A 20,432-nucleotide genomic window follows, 5' to 3' on the forward strand; every position below is an offset into this window, starting at 1 on the left:
GCTGCAACGCGGTAGCAATTTGTAGCGCGATCTAAATCTGCAATCCGCGCAAAGACAATGCACTTCACGCGATCTCACCGTCGCGACACCAAGTTTGAAAGATCATTCGCGATGCGATGCGATCAGTGGGCGAATGTCATACGTGCGGGCCCGAAGACAACTGGATCGCTCTCCGCCTCGCCCATCAGGAATGCTCCATGAGTGAACGCAAACTGCATCTCAACGTGAACCTGCTCCATTCCGGGGTTTATGCATCGGCATGGCGGCTGCCGGACAGCGATCCCGGCGCGTTCTACGATGTGCAGCATTATGTGAATGTCGCGAAGATCGCTGAGCGCGGAAAATTCGACGCGATCTTTCTCGCCGACACGCCGGCCATCACCGACCGCATCGACCTGCGGCCGTTTCAATCCATGGAGCCGACCATCGTTCTGGCAAGCGTGGCTGCGGCGACCACGCATATCGGCCTGATCGCCACTGCATCCACGACCTATAACGAGCCATATAACATCGCACGGCGCTTCGCGACGCTCGACCATGCAAGTGGCGGACGCGTCGGCTGGAATGCAGTGACCACGGCGGACGCGTCTGCGAGCCGCAATTTCGGCCTCTCGAACGTGCTCGAACACGGCTTGCGCTATGAGCGCGCGAAGGAATTCGCCGAAGTCGTGCACGCGCTATGGGACAGTTGGGAAGACGATGCCTTTGTCGGCGACAAGGCGACGGCACGTTTCGTCGATACGTCGAAGGTCCACGCCATCGATCATCGCGGCACGCATTACACCGTGGCCGGCGCGTTGACCGTGCCGCGTTCGCCGCAGGGACGGCCGATCACCGTCCAAGCTGGCGGCTCCAGCGACGGCCGCGACCTCGCCGCGGCGCAGGCCGATGCGGTGTTCACGCTGTCGCAATCGATCGAGGACGGCGTCGCCTATGCGCGTGATCTGCGGGCGCGAGCCGTCGCCTATGGCCGCCCGTCGGATTCCATCGTGATCCTGCCGGGCCTCGCGACCATCATCGGCAGCACCGAGGCCGAGGCGCAGCGACGGCAGGATGAGTTGTGGGACCTGGTGCCGATCCAGTACAGCCTGTCGCGGCTCGCAGGAACACTGCATGTCCCGCCCGAGATCCTCGAACTCGACAAGCCATTGCCGGACATCCCACTGCCCGCCAATGCCAATCAGACGATGTTCAAGGGCACCGTTGCCATGGCCCGCAAGGATAATCTGACGGTGCGACAACTGCTCAAGGCGCTGGGCGGCGGCGTCGGCCATCGCATCATCGTCGGAACGCCCGAGGCGATCGCCGACGATATAGAGGCCTGGTTCAGGGCCGGTGCCGCCGATGGCTTCAACCTGATGCCTGACGTACTCCCGACGGGCCTGGCCGTGTTCGTCGACGAAGTCGTCCCCCTATTGCAAAAGCGCGGCATCTTCCGCCGCGACTACGAGGGCACCACGCTGCGCGACCACTTCGGACTCGAACGTCCGCCCAGCCGCTATGCAAAGCGTCCCGCAGCGGCCGTCACGGCGTGATAGCACCATAGGTGAATGCTCCCGTCACGATCGGCGGGAGCATTCATGGTCGCTCTAACCTGCCCTATGGCGCGTGGAACACCAGCGCGCGCAGCTCGATGCTCTCTCGCGGCGGCGCATCAGCAGGCGCGGTCGGATCGGCAAACGCCGTGTGCGGAGCGAAACGTGCGACGCCGTCTTTGGTCGAATCATAGCACTTCAGCAGCAATATCTCGTCGGGCGTCATATCCGGCACGTAGTACCAACGATGCTGCGGATTGAACTTCACCGCGTAGGTTTCACCGACCCGGTGCTGATAGACCAGATCCGATCCCACCAGCTCGTCAAAGCGAACGGTGCGCGCATCGGCGACCGCCAGCGGCGAATCCTTCAACGGGCCGCGGATCGGACGCCACAGATTGATGATCTGCACGCGCCCCTTGAGTAATTCTTCTGCGTCCTCCGGGATCAGATCGCGAACACGTTGCGGACCCGATCTATCGGTGTGATCGACATGTACCCGGGCGACAGGCTGGCGCGGGCCGTCGACGCGGTCATTGACGCCGTCGACGCGCTTACGCACGGTATGATCGAAGATGAAGACGCGGCTCGCGCCGGTGATGTCTTTCAGCAGCTTCTCGGCTTCGAGATAGTAGACGTCCTTGACGTTCTCGTCGTCGTAGAAATCGGATACCGCGCTGTGCTGGTGCGCCACCGCAAAGCCGTGTTCATCGAGCGACCACTGATCGATGCTCGGTCGCGCATCATGGATCGCAACCGCATGCGGCTCCGGCTCCGCAGTGGAACGCGGCTCGCCGGCCGGAGGATCGAATGTATAGGTACGAGGGCGGCCATTGATCGGTGCCAGATAGTTCAGATCCGCGGTGACGAATGCACCGGCCGTGATCTTTTCGTTGAGCAATCCCATGATGGTTCTCCCGATTGACATGGGCTCATCACGCATTTCATGCGGCCCATTTGCTTCAATCTGATCCCGGCGACCCGCCGCGCCAATGGGACTTTTCAAATAAGAACGTCATTTCCCGGCAGCGTGAAAACAGATGATGCGATTTCAGCATTGATACCGATTGAAGATGTTTAATGTTGTGATCACGACCATCGTGAATGACGTTCGGCATCGGTGTTCCCACGTAAGGCGGGACATCGCTTGCATCCGCAAGCATTTACGCCTCATGACCGACGCTCCGAAAGAAGGATTGGAAGCCGTTCGGCCCAACTTTGGAATTCCCAAGCGCGCTGTGTGGAGCGTTAATGGGCGCCTTCAGGAGTCGAATTGATGCCACATCCGCCACGTCTCGCCGTCGCCATCGCAGGTGCTCTCGCGCTTGCGACGGCCGTCGAGACCTATCACGCTGCCCATCAGCCCAAGCCTGACACGTCCCGGAATGCTGCAGCCACAGTGACACCAGCCCAGCAACTCGATCGCGCCCTGCAGGCACTCCGCGTCGATACAGTTAGAGACAACGCATCAGCCATGTAGACAGGAGAAGGAACCAAGGCATGTATCTCGGAAAGATGATCGCTTTGGTACTGGGACACGCGACGTTCCTCAGCCTGTTCGTGTGGTGGTTTGGCTAAGCGGGGCTCTCGCCTTCCGGCAAGACCGCTTCGCGGTGTCAACTCAACCGCGCGAGGCCTTCAGCAAAGCTGCCTCCCTCTTCACCCGCGGAAAGACATGCTCGGCGAAACGCTGCATCTCGCTCTCCAATGGCTGGAACTGCAGCATGAACAACTCGATGCCGGCGGCATGGAATTCGCGGATGCGAGCGGTGACCGCCTCGTAGCTTCCCACCAGACCCGCAGCGGTGCCGCCATTGGTGCCGACCCGCGGCGACTTCTGCATCGTCTGCATCATCACGACCTTGGGATCGGTATTGGCACGCTGGATGGCCTTCATCGGCGCGTCCTGCGCGGCGAGCGCCAGCAGACGCTGATGTGCCTGCTCGGCTTCTGCGTCAGTCTCACGCGCGATCACGAAGGCCGACAGGCCGAAACGCAGCGGTGCGCCGGCGCGCGGTCGTGCCGCCACATTGGCGATCAGCGCTGCCACATCGGCCAGCGGCTGGCCGTTGATGAACCAGACATCGCCGTGGGACGCGACCAGTTCGCGCGCCGGCTCCGACTCGCCGCCGACATAGATCGCAGGCCGCGCGCGGTACAGGTCCTTCGGCCGTAGCGCGTAGTCTCGGACATCGAAATTTTCGCCCTTGTGCGTCAGCCGTTCCCCGCTCGTCAGCTGCGCAACGATCGAGATCCATTCCTTGCCATAGGCATAGCGATCGTCATGCTCGGCAAAGCCGATGCCGGCCTTCTCCAGCTCCGGCTTGTTCCATGCATTGACCAGATTGAGCGCAAAGCGGCCGCGGCTGATATTCTCGATCTGCAGTGCCATCTTGGCGAGTACGACCGGATGGAACAGATAGGGCTTGATCGCCGCAATGATCTCGATCCGGCTGGTCAGCGCAGCCAACGCCGCTGCCGAGCTCCAGGTCTCGAGTTGATCGAGATCTTCCTGATGCGGATTGATGGTGTGCTGCGCGATCAGAGTCGAATCGTAACCCAGTGCCTCGGCCTGCAGGACCAGCGCCTTGTTGCGCTCCCACGACGCATCATACGGCTCTTCAGGATCATGATGCGACGCCCGTGGCCCATGCACCGGTGCCCAGACGCCAAATCGAAGAGGATTCGTGCTCATTGTCTGCCTCATATTCACGTCGCTCTCGCTATAAAACGACCCGCACACGACAATGCAAGCACCGCCATGCACTCATGACATCGGCGGCAAAATAGCGCGGATCGAACGAGAAACTTCTTCTTCGCATGACGCATAGCACCACAAGAAAATTCCACTGCGCTTCGGGCCGATCAAATTTTAAGGCAACACGCAGCTTCATTTTCCAAAAACAAGCACTGCAAAAGATCGTTCACCTCTCAATCGCGTCGCTCGGATATCAAACTGATCTAATATCGCATGGAGAATGGTTTTGCCGAAGAAACCGAAGACGCTGCGCTTTTTGTTGCTCTATCATCTCCGCTGAATTTCAGAACTGCAGCAATGGATGGCAGGGTGAGCAACGTCGACTACGTCATTCAACAGGAGTATCGCGCGCCCGCAACGCCGACACCCGCGCGCAACGCTTCCGCCATTGCCAAACCCGGCCTGAAGCCAAATCTGATCGTCCTGTCCTGGATCGCGCCAGTCGTCCTCATCGTTGTATGGGAAGCGCTGGCGCAGGCCGGTTGGCTGTCGCCGCAAGTGCTTCCTGCACCTTCGAAGGTGCTGCGCACGGCGTGGAAGCTGACTTTGTCGGGCTCGCTGCTGAACGATCTCGGCGTCAGCCTGCTGCGTGCGGCCGCGGGCTTTGCAATCGGCGGCAGCATCGGCTTCATCCTCGGCACGCTGGTGGGCTTCTCGCGCATCGCGGAAGCATTGATCGATCGCAGCGTGCAGATGATCCGCGCGATCCCGTTCCTCGCCCTCGTGCCGCTCGTCATCGTCTGGTTCGGCGTCGGCGAAGGACAGAAGATCTTTCTGGTCTCGCTCGGCGTCGCCTTCCCGATCTATATCAACACCACCCTCGGCATTCGCCAGATCGATCCGAAGCTGGTCGAGCTTGGCCGCGTCCAGGGGCTGTCCACGCTGCAATTGATCCGGCGCATCATCCTGCCCGGCGCGCTGCCGTCGATCCTCACCGGTGTCCGCTATTCGCTGGCCACGGCATGGCTGGCGCTTGTGGTGGCCGAGACCGTCGGCGCGCAATCCGGCCTCGGATTCCTCGCCATGGACGCCCGTGAATTCCTGCGCACCGACGTGATCGTGCTGACCATCGTGATCTACGCGCTGATCGGCGTTGCCGCCGACTCCATCGCCCGGCTGCTCGAACGCAAATTGCTCGCCTGGCATCCGAACTACGGCAAGGGCGCACGATCATGAGCCCGACATCCGTGACATCAAGCGAAAACGCCGTCACCGTGAGTGGCCTGACGCGGGCCTATGGCCCGCGGGTGGTGATCGACAGGCTGGATCTTCGCATCGGGCGCGGTGAATTCGTCGCACTTCTCGGTGAGAGCGGCTGCGGCAAGACGACGTTGCTGCGCGCCCTCGCCGGCCTCGACCCGATCCAGGGCGGACATATCGATGCGCCGGGACGACCTGCCGTGGTGTTTCAGGAACATCGCCTGCTGCCCTGGGACACGCTCTGGCAGAATGTCTCGCTCGGCCTTCCCGGCGCGGATCCGCGCAAGCGCGCCGCCGCTGCTCTGGTCGAGGTCGGACTCGGCGACCGGCTGGACGACTGGCCGCGTAATCTGTCTGGCGGACAGGCGCAGCGCGTCGCCCTCGCCCGCGCACTGGTGCAGGAGCCCCGGCTGCTGTTGCTCGACGAGCCCTTCGCAGCACTGGACGCGCTGACGCGAATTCGCATGCATGTGCTGGTCAAGGAGCTGGTCGCCCGCCACCAGCCTGGTGTTCTTCTCGTTACACATGACGTCGATGAGGCAATTGCTCTGGCCGACCGAATTCTGGTGATGCGCAACGGCGTGATCGCCTCCGAGCACCGCGCCGACACTCATGGCGGGCCGGCTGCATCCCGCGATCAACTGCTTCGCGAACTCGGCGTCGCCACCAATCTCCAGGTCGCCTGATTCCACCTCACAGGAAGTTTTCTCATGTCAAATCCGTTCTTCACATCGTCACGCCGGGATTTTCTCAGTCTCGCGATGGCTGGTGTCAGCGCCTATGCCGGCATTCATCTCGCCAGCCATGACGACGCCATCGCGCAAGGCACCGGGCGAAAGACCGACAAGGTCCGTCTCACCTGGGGCTATCACGGCCTCACGCTGATCGCCAAGGAACGCGGCGAGTTCGAGAAGGCACTCGCTCAGCATGACATCAAGGTGGAATGGCTCGGCCCATTCCCGAACCACGCGCCGACCTTGCAGGCAGTGACCGGTGACAGTGCTGATTTTGGCTTTGGCGGTAGCACCACGCCCGCGCTGGCGGCCATCATCGCCGGCTCGCCGCTCGTTTTCACCCAATTCGTGCTCTACGAGCCGCGCACGACGGCGATCATCGCCAAGGATGATTCCGGCATCAACAAGGTCGAGGATCTGGTCGGCAAGTCGGTCGCGGTCAACCGCTCCGGGCTTGGCGAGTTCCTGCTCATCGCCGCGCTCGAGAAGCACAAGGTCGACCGCTCCAAGGTGAAATTCGTCTATCTCAACCCGCCGGACGCAGCGCCGGCACTCGCATCCGGCAAGGTGGATGCCTGGTCGATGTGGTCGCCGGGCGTCGACATCGCGCGGCTGGACTACAAGGCTCACGACGTTTTCCTTGAGGGACGCGACCTGCCGTTCCAGATCGACTTTTCCTCTTACGTGACGTCACGCAAGTTCGCGAAGGACAATCCGGCCATCGTGCGGGCGCTCAACGCGGCCTATGAGAAGGAAGCGCAGTGGGTCAACAAGAACACCACCGACGCCGAGCATCTCATCCAGAAGGTCGCGAAATATGACGACCGGATTCGAGACCAGTTCATCGAGCGCAAACGCAACTACACGCTCATCCCCGTATCGGACAAGAAATTCGTCGGAGAACTGCAAACCGCAGCGAACTGGCTGACCGAGCGAAAGGTCCTGCCCGAGTCCGTCACCGTCTCGGATCATCTGGCCAGTCTTTAAGTTTTTATCGCCGCTCGATCCCCCCACCGGAATCGCCGAGAAAGCATCCCATGAACAAGCCCACACCGCAGCACTCGTTCGACGTGTCGCAGCCGATCCGGATCGGCTCGTCCGATCTGCAACAGTTGTTTGATCACATCGCGCAGGGCGAGGCAGAGCGCGAGCACGACCGTGTTCTGCCTTACGACATCATCGAGCTGATCCGCCGATCGCGGATCGGCGCGCTCCGCATTCCCAAGGCCGATGGTGGCGGCGGCAGTACCGTACGAGAACTGCTCACTGCAGTCATCAGGCTGGCGGAAGCCGACGCTAATGTCGCGCATATCCTGCGCAATCACTATAGCGTGGTCGAGCGCCTGCTGGCCTCGCCGCCAAGCGCGCAGAATCGCAAGTGGCGCGACGACGTCGCGGCCGGCGCCATCATCGGCCTTGCCACCACCGAGCTGGGCAGCTCGCAGGTGGGAGACATCGCTCCCGCCACCACCGTCACGCCGGATGGCGACGGCTACCGCCTGAACGGCACCAAATATTACAGCACCGGCACGCTCTATGCGGACTACGTGCTGGTGCGCGTCGCGGACGCCAATGAAGCGCTCGCGACCACGATCGTTCCGGTCAAGCGCGAAGGCATCGAGCTGGTCGATGACTGGGATGGTTCGGGCCAGCGCCTGACCGGAAGCGGCACCACGCATTTTCATAACGTCCGGGTCGAAGCGGCCGAACTCATTTTCGATCAACCCAATATCGGCTACGGGGCCGCCTATCAGAACACGTTCGCGCAACTCTATCTGACGGCCATCAATGCCGGCATCGCCGCAGCCATCCTGCGTGACGCCAGCGACCTGGTGAGGCGGCGCGCGCGCAGTTTCTATTACGCGCCGACTCTTCGCCCGCGCGAGGACCCAATCCTGCAGCAGACTATTGGCCAGATCGCAAGCAATGCGTTCGCGGCAGAAGCGACCGTGCTGGCCGCGGCCGACGCGCTTGACGTATCGAGCAAGGCTCCTGATCGGGAAGATACCAAGCCGGCGCTGGACGCCGCCCTCGCATCGTCCAAGGCCAAAATCGTCGTCGACGAACTGGCTATCCGCAGTGGCAGCCTGCTGTTCGACGCCGGCGGCGCATCCGCGACCAAAAAGTCCGACAACCTCGACCGCCACTGGCGCAATGCGCGGACGCTGTCGTCGCACAACCCGGTGACCTACAAGGCGCAGGCGATCGGCGCCTATGAGATCAACGGCACGCCGCTGCCGGCCAAGGGCTTCTTCTAGGCCATCCGGAACGCTACGACATCGTAGCGAGCGCGGTACATTCACTTCATTCCCAACCTGGACACATCATGAAAGCTGCATCTCGATTTCTCATTCTCTCCCTTTCAGCGCTTGCACTGTCGTTACCCACCCTGCAGGCCAACGCCGCAGACAAGCCGCTCAAGGTCGGCGTTTCGGCAGGGCCCTATGGTGACATTCTTCGCGAGGCCGCACGGCTTTCCGAGAAAGAGGGACTGAAGGCAGAGATCATCGAGTTCAGCGACTGGAACCAGCCCAATGCAGCGCTGCAGGCAGGCGACATCGACCTCAACAACTTCCAGCATCGCTTCTATCTCGCCAATCAATCGAAGGCGCGCGGTTACAAGCTCTCCGCCCTCGATGAATCGATCCTGGTGCCGGCCGGCGTCTTCTCCAAGAAATACACCAAGGCCTCCGACATTCCCGACGGGGCCAAGATCGCCATCCCCAACGATCCGACCAATGCAGCGCGCGCATTGTTGCTGTTTCAGACCGCTGGACTGCTCAAGTTGAAGACGGATGCCGGCCTCTCGGCGAGCATTCTCGATGTGACTGAAAATCCGAAGAAGCTGCAGATCGTTGAAATCGACGCGGCCCAGTTGCCGCGGTCTCTCGATGACGTGGCAGCCGCCTTTGTGTCATCCAACTACGCCTATCTCGCTGGCCTGGACCTCAACAAGGCGCTTGCGGCCGAGACCAGCGTCGTCGAAGCCAAGCCATATTATACCCTCGTCTTCGCCGCGCGTGACGATCGCAAAGACGATTCGCAAATCAAGAAGTTCATCTCGATCTATCGTTCGCAGCCGGTGAAGGATTTCATCCGCACCAAGTTCAACGGCTCGATCCTCGCCGCCTGGTAAATCCCAACGGGAGTGCAGCTCGCCTGTCCTCCCTGACGCGATATGGCATGGCCCGACCACGGGCCGCGCCTGTTGGATAGCGACAGCGTGCCTGCGCGGCGGCTATCCAACCATCATCGCGGGCTGATCTTGCTGCGCACCGATGCCTGCGTCACGAAACTGTTGGGCGGCACGTCCTCGGTCAACCAGACATTGCCACCGATGGTGGAGCCGCTTCCGACCACGATACGGCCCAGAATGGTCGCGCCCGCATAGATGATGACATCGTCCTCGATGATCGGATGGCGCGCATTGCCCTTGATGGCCTTGCCCTCGTGATCGGTGGGGAAGTGCCGGGCTCCAAGCGTTACCGCCTGATAGATTCGGACGCGATCGCCGACGATGGCAGTTTCGCCGATCACGACGCCGGTGCCATGGTCGATGAAGATGCTGGCGCCAAGACGCGCGCCCGGGTGAATGTCGATTCCCGTTGCGCTATGCGCCAGCTCGGCGATCAGCCGCGCCACCATCGTCGCCCCGAGATTGTAGAGCAGGTGCGCGACGCGGTGATGGATGATTGCCACCATGCCGGGATAGCCAATCAGGATTTCGGGGAAGCTCGTCGCAGCAGGATCTCCCACGAAGGCGGCCCTGAGATCGCTGACCAGCCTGCCTCGGATCTCCGGCAGCCGGGCGGCGAAGTCGCGCGTCAACGTAACGGCATCCTCGAAATGTCGCTCGGTCGGCGCACCGTCGGAAACGAAAGTCTGCCCGCGGTAGACTTGCTCGAGCAAGCCATCCAGCGCGGCGCTCAGTTTACCTTCGACAAACGCGTCGATGCTTTCGGTGCCAAAATCGGAGCGGCCGTAATGCCGGGGAAACAATGCCTCGGTGAGGCTCTTGAGCACCTCCGCGAGGGCTTCGCGCGACGGCGCCCGTCTGCTTGGCCCGCGCTGCCAGATATTATGGGCAACATCGCGGGACTCGCGCAGCCCGGCAACGATCGTACTCAGGTCCCAGAGTGGCGCCGGACCGTCCCGATCTGTGTCTTGCTTGACGTCCTCGGCAACCCTCGACATCGCGGCTCCCCTGTTGCGATCTCACGCAGCTGCAACTGTGACTCATGAGCCGAGGACAAGGAATTCCAAAAGTGCAGCATTTTCGATACGTCCATGCTTCCTTCTCACGCGCCGACCTCACGTCACGTGCCCTTCGCTTCCGACATGATCGCGGTCGGGCACTGAACCAGCGTGCGCGCAGCTCCCAAGTCTGTGCACGCTGCGTGGCGGAACGATTTCACGGCGGCGGATGGCTGCTGCCGTCGCCAAATAGCGGTTCATTCGCCGCACATGCCTGCGCGCAGCATCGTCGTCATTGCGGTGCCACTAAATTTGGATGGCCATTTCATTGACGAACGAACGCCGACGTCGGATATTCCTCACACAGATTATGCACTTCGGAATGCCTGCAATGACCGCATATGAGACAACAGTAGTGAGCCAGTCGCGCAAGCGCGTGACCTGCCGCTGCGTGTCCGCGGCCACCAGCGCGTGTTGTTGATTCCGGCGTAACGACTCACACCGAACATCCCATCACTCACCGATAGGATCGCTGCCTCGGCGGCGAACAGAACGCGCATGTCCAATGCCTATGTCATCGAAGTCTTCAATCGCACTGCCGGAATCGTCGTCGCCGAAGAGCGCGGATTTCGTTTCTTTTCATCAGAGCCTGCCTTCGACACGCTCGAAGGCGACCATTTCGGATCGGCCCGGGCAGCGGAACGCGCGGCTAAGGCACTCATGGACCAGCGAAGTCACAAAGCTAGCCAATCCCGTATCGCCACGGCCCGCTGAGTTCGAGACTGTCCTCGCCCGACCAGAATGACAATCAGCGTCGAACGAACAAAATTGCCCGGCGCAGACGGCATGGAGAATATTACTCCACGCCGGAACGCCCCGGCGTGCTGATCATCATTATTTATAGCGCGCGCTTGCGTAGACCGGATTTATCGCCTTGTTATCTGCAAATGTTGCGTTGGAGAACGATGATGCGTGAACTATCCGCGGAAGCCCGGTTGCATAACCGTGCGCGCGCGTCGTCGAACCGCACAGCGGTGCGCCTGCACACGGCCGCCGTTTACGGCGCATTTGCGTTGATCGCAGCCATCGTGTTCGGCGCGACATCGGTGCGCCCATTTTGATAACGGCACGGGACGGTGAGTCGCACGCAAACATGCGATCCCATCGTCAGAGGACATCATGAGCGATCGTTCGGAGTTTCTTTGGTACATCCCGAATGACGTGAAGGCAGGTCACCGCGGCGATGTCGTCGACCCAAACCACAACAGCGTCGAGTCGCTTGCCGACCAGGCGCAAGCGCTGGAACGTCATGGGTGGAAAGGCGCGCTGATCGGAACCGGCTGGGGAAGACCGGATACATTCACCGTCGCGTCAGTGCTGGCGGCCCGAACGACGCGTTTCGAGCCGCTGATAGCCATCCGTCCCGGCTATTGGCAGCCGGCGCATTTTGCATCTGCCGCAGCCACACTGGATCAATTGAGCGGTGGCCGGGTTCGCATCAATATCGTCTCCGGCAAGGACAATCTGGCGGCTTACGGGGATGACGAAGCCGACTCGTCGCAGCGATATGCGCGGACCAAGGAGTTCATGCGCATCGTCCGGCGACTATGGACCGAAGAAAACGTCACCTATTCCGGCTCACATTTTCGCGTTTCCGACTCGACCGCAGCGCCGCGCATCGTCCAGCGCGGCAGTCGCCGCCATCCGAAGCTGTATTTCGGCGGGGCGTCGGACGCGGCCGAACATGTCGCCGCAACCGAAGCCGATGTCCAGCTCTTCTGGGGCGAACCGCTTGGCGACGTCAAACAGCGCATCGAACGGCTCAAGAGCTTAAGTCAGCGCCTTGATCGGGATCTCCCGCCTTTGGAGTTTGGACTCAGGATCACGACGCTTGTCCGCGAGAGCTCGGCCGAAGCCTGGGCTGCGGCCGAAGCCAAGGTTGCCGACATGGCGCGGAAAGCAGGCGCGGGCTGGAACGACCACGGCCCAGCCATCGCAATCGGCCAACGCCGACTGCTCGACCTGCAGGCCCGCGGCGACGTCCTCGATGACAATCTCTATACGGCACCAGGAAAATTCGGCGCAGCCGGCGCCGGCACCACCTGGCTGGTCGGTTCGGCATCCGAAGTGGCCAGCTCGCTGCAGAAATACCGCGATCTCGGCATCAAGTATTTCATCCTGTCCGACACGCCCTATCTGGCGGAGATCGAGCGGCAAGGCAGAATACTCCTGCCTCTGCTTCGAGATTGATCGGCTTCCGCCAGAACGCTGTCCTCCCGGCGAGACAAACCAAGTCAATATCACTGCCCTTTCGCGATACTCTCTGGCGCGTAAATTTAATTGCGGCGGCCTGCCGTAAGTGATTGAATTTTCAGCAACTCGACTCAACTAATGATGGAGATACTTTCGCCAGCGAGGTTACTGCCATGCTTGCCGAGAAGTTTTTTCTGGTGCTCGAGACAATCAGAAGTCACGCCTCCGATGATAAGCCATCCAATGGTAGATCATCTCCAGTCGTGACCGGTCCCGTACCGCAGACCCCGATCAAACCGCCAAGCGAAAAGCAAACTAAGGCCGCCAGCTGAGGCAGCATTTTGCTTTTCACGAATGTGGGCGTTCGCACCATTCGAACAGCCCTGAGTCCCGCTGCTCCCAATCGATCCGGAAATTGCCGTCGTAATTGACCGCGTCATTCCATCGCCATCTTGGGCATGTCTTGCTCGTGTCATAAAATATAATGCGTGCTTCCGATGGAGTTACCATTGAACGCCCAGCAGCCAATCGTGCCCGATTCTGCTGGCGCAGCAATTGCTGTACGACCGGGTGAACAGGCGGAAATCGAACTTAAGCTGCTGGCGCCGCAAGCTATCCTCGAAAAACTGCGCGAGATCCCCGTCATCGTGCAGCATGCGCGCAATCGCGGCGTGGTCCGCCGGCTGGAGACAATTTATTACGACACACCCGAGGGGGCGCTGTTTCAACGCGGCATGTCGCTGCGCGTGCGACGCAGCGGCAAGCATTTCATTCAGACATTGAAGCTTCTGCCCGACATCGGGCGGCCATTGGCGCGACGGCAGTGGGAAACATCGGTTGACGGCATGACTCCCGATCTGGCGCGGCTTCCTGTCGCCGAGATCGGAGATCCGGTGACGACGCTTACGCTCGATGCGCTCGTGCCGGCGTTTGCGACAAGAGTTCGCCGGCATGCACGGCAGCTCGATCTGCCTGATGCGTCAGTTGAAGTCGCCTTCGACGTGGGGACTATAGAGGTCGGTACGCGTCAAGAAGTCCTGTCCGAGATCGAGCTCGAATTGAAGAGCGGCAACGCTGGCGCGCTGTTTGATCTTGGAACGCAGTTGCTCGATGCCGCGCCGCTGCAGGTCGGCACACGGAGCAAGGCGGAACGCGGCTATGCGCTGGCGTTCGACGTCGTGCAACCGGCGGTGAAAGCCGAGCCCGTCAACATCACTGCCGAGCACGCGGTTGACGATGTCATTGCGCTGCTGGGGGGCGCCTGCTGGCATCATCTCCTGCGCAATCATGCGGTGGCAAAGGAAGGATCCGACCCCGAAGGCGTGCACCAGATGCGCATCGCTCTGCGCCGTTTGCGCACGATCTGTGCGCTGTTCCGGCGCGAGATTCCATCGCCCTCGTTCGAGGCAATCAACAGCGAAGCAAGGTGGCTGATGCGACAGCTCGGCCAAACCCGCGATTGGGACGTTTTCGCAACCACGATCGTTTCTCGCGTGGCGACGACAGCGCCGGAGGTCGACTTCGGCGGCTTGCGCGAGGCAATCGAGCGGCAGCGCAAGTCGAGCTACGGCAGCCTGCAGGCGGTTCTCGACGATCCGCGCTACAGCCGTTTTCTGCTTTCGCTCGGGCACTGGGTCGAGCGCCGCCGCTGGCGCAACGATATCGACAGCGATGCGCTGGCTGTCCTGTCGCAGCCGATGCCGGCGCTCGCCGACAAAATTCTGGCGCGACAGCAGCGGAAGGTGCGCAAGCGTGGCACGCATTTCCGGCAGCTCGACACCGCTGCGCGGCACAGTCTCAGGATCCAGCTCAAGAGGCTGCGCTATGCGGCCGAATTCTTCTTGCCACTTTACGCCGGCCACGCGCCCGCCAAGCGCTACGTGGCTCGGCTCGCCAGGCTCCAGAAGAGTCTGGGACGCGTTTGCGATATCGCAAGTATCCGCGGATTGCTCGGTTCCGTCAGGCAGGACGATCAGGCCGCGCTTCACCTCGCCATCGGCACGATCACCGGCTGGCAGGCCCGCGATGAAATGGCGGCCGCGAAAACGCTGCGCAAGAAATGGCGGCGCTTCAGGGTGACGCCGGCATTCTGGGACCGGTAAAGTTCGTCGCGCTCATCTACGGACGTGACAGCGCGCGCCTAAAATTGTGCGGCAAACGGTGATTTTCGACCGAAACCAGACCCGCAGCAGTCAACGCCACCGCTGCCCGGATTCGTGGTTTTGCTCTGAATTGGCTGAAAATGGCGCTCCGTAAGGGAATCGAACCCTTATTTTAGCCTTGAGAGGGCCATGTCCTAACCGTTAGACGAACGGAGCGTGCGCGGGAGGGGATAGCCGGGAATGGCGGCGGCTGCAAGATGCTGGCGGCCCCTGCCCCCATCATGGTTATGGTCCCCAACCGAACCTAGTGGTCTCAAGCGAAATCTAGGGCTCGCTGGCGAATTTCAGCGTTCCCGCGGGTTTCAGGCTCTTGGCGTCGAAAGTGCGGATTTCGGTGCTGCCGCCGACGTCCAGTGTCAGCACGATCCGGTCGCCGGCTACCCCCGTGGAGAGGATTTTGGCGCCTTTCGGCAGGGTCGCGGTCGTCGCCGACGTCACGGTGCTTCCATCCGTGCGGAAAAGGCGGTAGCCGATCACGACGAGCAGCGCGCCGACGCCCAAGGCGGTGGTCAGGCCCGCGATCAGCATCATGCGGCGGACGCGCGCGATCATGGCGGCCTGTTCAAGGGTCGGTTCGGGCGCGCTATCGGCGGCGGGCTGGGTCATGCAAACACTCGTCTCTTAATTCACGGCTCTCGAAGCAACACGCTTCTGTCAGGTAAGGCTTTACGGAATGAACGATCAACGGCTGGATGTCACGGTGCAGGGCGACGAAGGCTCGACCCGGCTCGATCGCGTGCTCGCCGTGCGCAGCCCGGCTTTGTCGCGGTCGCGGCTGAAGGCGCTGATCCTCGCCGGCCAGGTGACGATCACCCGGTCGTCGCAGGACCCCACCCCCGTGCGCGACCCCGCTTATCATGTCGCTGCCGGCGATACGATCACAATCGACGTCCCGCCGGCCATCGCGCCGGAGCCTGAAGGCGAGGATATCGCCCTCGATATCGTGTTCGAGGACGAGGACATCATCGTCATCAACAAGCCCAAGGGCCTTGTCGTGCATCCCGCCGCCGGCCACGAGACCGGCACGCTGGTGAATGCTCTGATCGCCCATTGCGGCGCGTCTTTGTCGGGGATCGGCGGCGTCAAGCGGCCGGGCATCGTGCACCGGCTGGACAAGGACACCACCGGATTGATGGTGGTCGCCAAGAACGACGCCGCCCATGCGTCGCTGACGGCGCAATTCGCCGATCACGGCCGCACCAACGAGATGCGGCGCGGCTATATGGCCTTTGCCTGGGGTATCCCAAACCGGCCGCGCGGCACGGTGGAAGCGCCGATCGACCGGCATCCCCATGCCCGCGAGAAAATGGCCGTCCGCGAAGGTGGCCGCGATGCCGTCACCCATTGGGAAGTGCTGCAGGAATTCCCCGATCGCCACGGCAAGCCGATCGCCACCCTGCTCGCTTGCCAATTGGAGACCGGGCGGACGCACCAGATCCGCGTGCATCTGGCGCATATCCAGCATCCGCTGATGGGGGATTCGGTCTATGGCTCGCATTTCAAGACCAAGGCGTCGTCGCTGGGCGTAAAGAGCCGCGCGGCGCTGGAAGCGCTCGACCGGCAGGCGCTTCACGCCTATTTGCTGGCTCTGGAGCACCCTCGCACGGGCGAGATTCTGGAGTGGACCAGCGAGCTTCCTCACGATTTGGCGGTTCTGAGAGCCCATATGGCCGTGCCAGAATGACGCAGATGCATATAAAAAAGTAAGCCTTTCCAAACGCTTATATTGGCCCCACGGGAACGTGACAGGGAATTCACTTTCAATACGCTTGTAGTAGGGTGTATGTTGCACCTGCGTCAAATGAGACGCGGAACATCGCAGCCAGGGCGGCTTTAACAAAGCGCTCGCTGCCTGGCCCGCCGCTATCGGGGGTCTGAACCACTGGAGGGCATCATAATGGCCCGTACAGCTACCCTTCCGGTTCTCAATGGAGAATCCGGCCTCTCGCATTACCTCGCCGAGATCCGCAAGTTTCCGATGTTGGAACCTCAGCAGGAATATATGTTTGCCAAGCGTTGGCGCGAGCACGACGATCGCGACGCGGCACATCACCTTGTGACCAGCCATCTGCGACTCGTCGCCAAGATCGCCATGGGCTATCGCGGCTACGGTCTGCCGATCTCCGAAGTTGTCTCGGAAGGCAACGTCGGTCTGATGCAGGCTGTGAAACGCTTCGAGCCGGAGAAAGGCTTCCGCCTGGCCACCTACGCCATGTGGTGGATCAAGGCCTCGATTCAAGAGTACATCCTGCGTTCGTGGTCGCTCGTGAAGATGGGCACCACCGCGAACCAGAAAAAGCTGTTCTTCAACCTGCGTAAGGCGAAGAGCAAGATTTCCGCCCTGGACGAAGGCGATCTTCGCCCCGACCAGGTGAAGCTGATCGCCACGCGTCTCGGCGTGACGGAACAGGACGTGATCGACATGAACCGCCGCCTCGGTGGCGACGCGTCGCTCAACGCACCGATCCGTGACGACGGCGAAGCCGGCGAATGGCAGGACTGGTTGGTCGATAACTCGCCCAATCAGGAAACCATCATGGCGGAACACGAGGAGTTCGATCATCGCCGTCAGGCGCTGAACGGCGCCATCGGTGTCCTCAACCCGCGCGAACGGCGCATCTTCGAGGCCCGTCGCCTCGCCGATGAACCGATGACGCTGGAAGATCTCGCCTCGGAGTTCGGCGTCTCGCGCGAGCGTGTCCGTCAGATCGAAGTCCGCGCCTTTGAAAAGGTGCAGACCGCGGTCAAGGGCACCATCGCCAAGGCGGAAGCTGCCGCTCTGGAAGCTGCGCACTAACAGGCGCAGCGGATACAACGAATACGAAAGCCGGCGGAAACGGCGGCTTTTTTGTTGGGTGAATGGAAGCTAGAGCATGATCCCGAAAAGTGGATACCGGCTTTCGCCGACAAACGAGATCGTTTGTCGAGAGATCATGCTCCGATAAAGAACATTGTTCCGACGCCCCGTGGCGCACGCGTCCCCGCAAACCAGGTGAGGGACATCGCTTCGATTGGCAGAGGGGATCGATTATCTGATCGGCTTCGCCAGCGCTTCTGTCCGGTCGCGCTCGGTCATGTCGATTACCGTTTCGACGGGTGCCGTCAGTTCATAGACGTAGGACACGTCGGTGAAGTAGCGCTTCGCCGTACCACCTAGCGCTTCCGGCGCCACGCGATCGAGTAGCACCAGACCGAAATCGCTGTCCGGGCGCCGCGTTGCTTCGCTGGTGTTGAACTCTTCCCAGCGGAAATTGAACAGCCCATCCGGCTCGCTGCCCGTAATCTCCCAATGCGCAACAATATGCGGATGCTTGCCGACCAAAGACAGGCCCTCGTCGGAATGCGAGGCCAGTTCAAAGAACAGCAGCGACAGGCTCTGCGCGGCGCGCGCGCTGACAATGATATCCGGACCTTCCAGTGCGATACGGTCGGCATGCGGGATCGCTCGCGCCTCGAACAGGCCCTTGAGCTGCACGCCCTGCCACTGGCTCTCGCTCAGCAGCGACACAACATTCGACATCGCGTGAATACGGCCGATCAGGAGATCGCGCGCGTTGTCCACATCGGAGCCGTGGCGCAGCGTGCGTGTCACGATGGACTGGATCACCGCCAAAATGTTTTTCACGCGATGATTGAGCTCGTCGATGACGGCGTTCAGTCGACGTTCGAAGCCGATGCGTATCTCCACCTCGCGCCGCAGCCGCAGATTGGCGTAGGAGACATAGCCAAACAGCCCGCAAACAATGGCCGTCAGCGCGAGGCCGAACCCACCGACGATGATCGCGGTGCGCTGCGCGCGCAGCTCGGTATTGACCTTCGGATAATAGCCCAGCGACCAGTCACGCCCGCCGAACGAAACCGTGCGCAGGACTGCCAGCGCAGGACCATTCGCCACCAGCGGGCGCGCCGTTACCCTGCCATCGTCGTCGGCGACGATTTCGCCATCAGCGACGCGCGGATCTTTCAGCGCCACCGAGAACAATGACATCTCGTCATTGGCCAGCATCAACGGCCCAAGTTCATAGGAGAACGACACGAAGCCGGCCGGCGCGGGATCGCCTTCGGGCACAACCGGCGTCACCAGTACCAATCCCAGAGGTCCATCGGGCTGCTGCAGCGGCGTGGGGCTGGAGGCGACCGGCTTGCCCTCGTTCACGGCGCGCACCAGCGTTGGCCCTGTGACGGGAGAGAAATTCAGGGCGCGACCGGCGAAGCCTTCGGTGACGGAATTGCGCGGCTCCACATCCATCAGCACGTCGAGCGGCTGCCCCAGCGCCCTGGCATCGAGGCGATCGTCGTTGTAGCTGCGGATCGTAGGATTGCGGTAGCCGGCACTGGCCAGCTCCGCGCTGGCGGCCGCGAATTCGTTCGGCTGCAGGCGAGCGATCCAGGCGGCAATCGCGAAATCGGTCTTGAAGGCGTAGATCGAGGCCCGCAGCGGCTGCAGCATATTGGCCTTCATGACCGTCGGCGCACGAAACAGCCCGGCTGCGACCCGCGCCAGCAATTCGCGCTCGGTCAAACGCTCCTGCACGAGGCTGGCATGGATATCCACGGCCCGGCCCAGCGCGATATTCTCGATCGCCAGCTCCTGGTCATGCACGCGATAGGCCGCAAGGCCGGAGAGCAGAGCTCCGACCAGTGCCAGTAATGCGATGATGAAACCAAGCCGGACCACACGGATACTCGGGAAATTAGGACGTTGCTGCCGGGTCAGCGGCTCAGGAGTATGCCAATCATGCCGGAACAATTTGGTTCCAGCCCGATGGAAATTATTTCCGGACCGGACAAATCTTGAAAAACAGGCTTAACGCAATATCACACGACACATTAGCCGACGGGCATCGACCAGCCCGTCGTTATAGCCAACTCAATATGAACGCCTCAAGTCGAAGCCCGCTCGTGAGAACGACGGCAGAGGCCTTGTTCACAAGTCTCAGGCGACCGCCTTGGCCTTAAGGCCGCCCTTGCTCTCAATGAATGAGATAATCCGGTCGAGACCTTCCTGCGTCTTCATGTTGGTCATCACGAAGGGCCTGACCCCGCGCATCCGTTTGGCGTCGACGTCCATCTTCTCGAGCGAAGCCCCGACATAGGGCGCCAGATCGATCTTGTTGATCACCAGCAGGTCGGAGCGCGTGATACCCGGCCCCCCCTTGGAGGGGATCTTGTCGCCGGCCGCAACGTCGATGACATAGATGGTGATATCGGCCAGTTCCGGCGAGAAGGTCGCCGCGAGGTTGTCGCCGCCGGACTCGATCAGCACCATGTCGAGATCGGGAAACTTGACGCGCATGTCGGCAACGGCGGCGAGGTTCATCGAGGCGTCCTCGCGGATCGCCGTATGCGGACAGCCGCCAGTTTCGACGCCAGCAATGCGATCCGCCGTCAACGAGCCCGAGCGCACCAGATATTCGGCATCCCACTTCGTGTAGATGTCATTGGTGATCGCCGCGATGTCGTAGCGCTCGCGCATGGTCTTGCACAGCAGATCCATCAGCGCGGTCTTGCCGGAGCCGACGGGACCGCCAATGCCGACGCGGAGCGGACCGTGAAAACTGGACATGTCAGGGGTGCTTTCGGTTGAGGATGAAGC

Annotated in this window: 19 protein-coding genes and 1 tRNA gene; 13 read left to right on the top strand and 7 right to left on the bottom strand. The window is 61.5% G+C overall.

Translation table 11 applies throughout. The features are described from left to right. The first annotated feature begins 197 nt into the window (after nt 1-197). Complete coding sequence (locus AC1DUY_RS17350; protein ID WP_478115823.1) at nt 198-1,535, top strand: LLM class flavin-dependent oxidoreductase; 1,338 nt, start codon at nt 198-200, stop codon at nt 1,533-1,535. 64 nt (nt 1,536-1,599) lie between these two features. Here AC1DUY_RS17350 and AC1DUY_RS17355 read toward each other — a convergent pair whose 3' ends face one another. Continuing rightward, nucleotides 1,600-2,442, bottom strand: a complete 843-nt coding sequence (locus AC1DUY_RS17355) for a CmcJ/NvfI family oxidoreductase (protein WP_478115825.1) — start codon at nt 2,440-2,442, stop codon at nt 1,600-1,602. Between the two features lie 369 nt (nt 2,443-2,811). Between AC1DUY_RS17355 and AC1DUY_RS17360 the strand changes: the two genes are divergently transcribed. Continuing rightward, complete coding sequence (locus AC1DUY_RS17360) at nt 2,812-3,015, top strand: hypothetical protein (protein ID WP_478115827.1); 204 nt, start codon at nt 2,812-2,814, stop codon at nt 3,013-3,015. Between the two features lie 141 nt (nt 3,016-3,156). On the opposite strand, the gene AC1DUY_RS17365 is transcribed toward AC1DUY_RS17360, so the two are convergent. After that, nucleotides 3,157-4,230: an LLM class flavin-dependent oxidoreductase gene (locus AC1DUY_RS17365; protein WP_478115829.1), complete on the bottom strand. Its 1,074-nt coding sequence runs from the start codon at nt 4,228-4,230 to the stop codon at nt 3,157-3,159. 450 nt (nt 4,231-4,680) lie between these two features. Here AC1DUY_RS17365 and AC1DUY_RS17370 point away from each other — a divergent pair, with 450 nt between their 5' ends. The 5 genes from AC1DUY_RS17370 (at nt 4,681) to AC1DUY_RS17390 (ending at nt 9,363) form a co-directional block, all read left to right on the top strand. Next, on the top strand, nt 4,681-5,469 hold the full coding sequence (locus tag AC1DUY_RS17370) for an ABC transporter permease subunit (RefSeq protein ID WP_244558582.1): 789 nt from the start codon (nt 4,681-4,683) through the stop codon (nt 5,467-5,469). Continuing rightward, nucleotides 5,466-6,179, top strand: coding sequence for an ABC transporter ATP-binding protein (locus AC1DUY_RS17375; RefSeq protein ID WP_439063117.1), 714 nt, complete (start codon nt 5,466-5,468; stop codon nt 6,177-6,179). The genes AC1DUY_RS17370 and AC1DUY_RS17375 overlap by 4 nt, the downstream gene beginning before the upstream one ends. A 24-nt stretch (nt 6,180-6,203) precedes the next feature. Continuing rightward, complete coding sequence (locus AC1DUY_RS17380) at nt 6,204-7,214, top strand: NrtA/SsuA/CpmA family ABC transporter substrate-binding protein (protein WP_478115832.1); 1,011 nt, start codon at nt 6,204-6,206, stop codon at nt 7,212-7,214. Between the two features lie 50 nt (nt 7,215-7,264). After that, nucleotides 7,265-8,485: an acyl-CoA dehydrogenase family protein gene (locus AC1DUY_RS17385; RefSeq protein ID WP_478115834.1), complete on the top strand. Its 1,221-nt coding sequence runs from the start codon at nt 7,265-7,267 to the stop codon at nt 8,483-8,485. A gap of 68 nt (nt 8,486-8,553) precedes the next feature. After that, on the top strand, nt 8,554-9,363 hold the full coding sequence (locus AC1DUY_RS17390; protein ID WP_478115836.1) for a MetQ/NlpA family ABC transporter substrate-binding protein: 810 nt from the start codon (nt 8,554-8,556) through the stop codon (nt 9,361-9,363). Between the two features lie 113 nt (nt 9,364-9,476). Here AC1DUY_RS17390 and epsC read toward each other — a convergent pair whose 3' ends face one another. Continuing rightward, nucleotides 9,477-10,421 (bottom strand): serine O-acetyltransferase EpsC, encoded by a 945-nt coding sequence (epsC, locus tag AC1DUY_RS17395; protein ID WP_478115839.1) that lies wholly within the window; start codon nt 10,419-10,421, stop codon nt 9,477-9,479. A gap of 558 nt (nt 10,422-10,979) precedes the next feature. Here epsC and AC1DUY_RS17400 point away from each other — a divergent pair. The 4 genes from AC1DUY_RS17400 (at nt 10,980) to AC1DUY_RS17415 (ending at nt 14,776) form a co-directional block, all read left to right on the top strand. Next, complete coding sequence (locus AC1DUY_RS17400) at nt 10,980-11,195, top strand: hypothetical protein (RefSeq protein WP_068738647.1); 216 nt, start codon at nt 10,980-10,982, stop codon at nt 11,193-11,195. 194 nt (nt 11,196-11,389) lie between these two features. Then, nucleotides 11,390-11,542, top strand: coding sequence for a hypothetical protein (locus AC1DUY_RS17405; RefSeq protein ID WP_086937164.1), 153 nt, complete (start codon nt 11,390-11,392; stop codon nt 11,540-11,542). A gap of 58 nt (nt 11,543-11,600) precedes the next feature. Next, nucleotides 11,601-12,671: an LLM class flavin-dependent oxidoreductase gene (locus AC1DUY_RS17410; protein ID WP_478115842.1), complete on the top strand. Its 1,071-nt coding sequence runs from the start codon at nt 11,601-11,603 to the stop codon at nt 12,669-12,671. A 533-nt stretch (nt 12,672-13,204) separates the two neighbouring features. After that, nucleotides 13,205-14,776 carry a CYTH and CHAD domain-containing protein gene (locus AC1DUY_RS17415; protein ID WP_478115844.1) on the top strand — a complete coding sequence of 524 codons (1,572 nt, stop codon included), beginning with the start codon at nt 13,205-13,207 and terminating at the stop codon, nt 14,774-14,776. A gap of 141 nt (nt 14,777-14,917) precedes the next feature. On the opposite strand, the gene AC1DUY_RS17420 is transcribed toward AC1DUY_RS17415, so the two are convergent. Beyond that, nucleotides 14,918-14,992, bottom strand: a tRNA-Glu gene (locus AC1DUY_RS17420). Nucleotides 14,993-15,100: 108 nt separating this feature from the next. After that, nucleotides 15,101-15,442 carry a hypothetical protein gene (locus AC1DUY_RS17425; protein ID WP_089261503.1) on the bottom strand — a complete coding sequence of 114 codons (342 nt, stop codon included), beginning with the start codon at nt 15,440-15,442 and terminating at the stop codon, nt 15,101-15,103. A gap of 67 nt (nt 15,443-15,509) precedes the next feature. Between AC1DUY_RS17425 and AC1DUY_RS17430 the strand changes: the two genes are divergently transcribed. Further along, the gene (locus tag AC1DUY_RS17430) at nt 15,510-16,520 is read left to right on the top strand and encodes an RluA family pseudouridine synthase (RefSeq protein ID WP_175366979.1); all 1,011 of its coding nucleotides are present in this window, start codon (nt 15,510-15,512) and stop codon (nt 16,518-16,520) included. A 213-nt stretch (nt 16,521-16,733) separates the two neighbouring features. Next, nucleotides 16,734-17,633, top strand: a complete 900-nt coding sequence (rpoH, locus tag AC1DUY_RS17435; RefSeq protein WP_089261507.1) for an RNA polymerase sigma factor RpoH — start codon at nt 16,734-16,736, stop codon at nt 17,631-17,633. A gap of 231 nt (nt 17,634-17,864) precedes the next feature. Here the strand turns inward: rpoH and AC1DUY_RS17440 are convergent, their stop codons facing one another. Together AC1DUY_RS17440 and ureG are read right to left on the bottom strand one after the other, a co-directional pair. Then, the gene (locus AC1DUY_RS17440) at nt 17,865-19,514 is read right to left on the bottom strand and encodes a CHASE domain-containing protein (protein WP_478115848.1); all 1,650 of its coding nucleotides are present in this window, start codon (nt 19,512-19,514) and stop codon (nt 17,865-17,867) included. Between the two features lie 258 nt (nt 19,515-19,772). Continuing rightward, nucleotides 19,773-20,402, bottom strand: a complete 630-nt coding sequence (gene ureG, locus AC1DUY_RS17445; RefSeq protein WP_068733948.1) for an urease accessory protein UreG — start codon at nt 20,400-20,402, stop codon at nt 19,773-19,775. Nucleotides 20,403-20,432 lie beyond the last annotated feature (30 nt).

This window comes from Tardiphaga sp. P4_G1 (genome assembly GCF_056401215.1).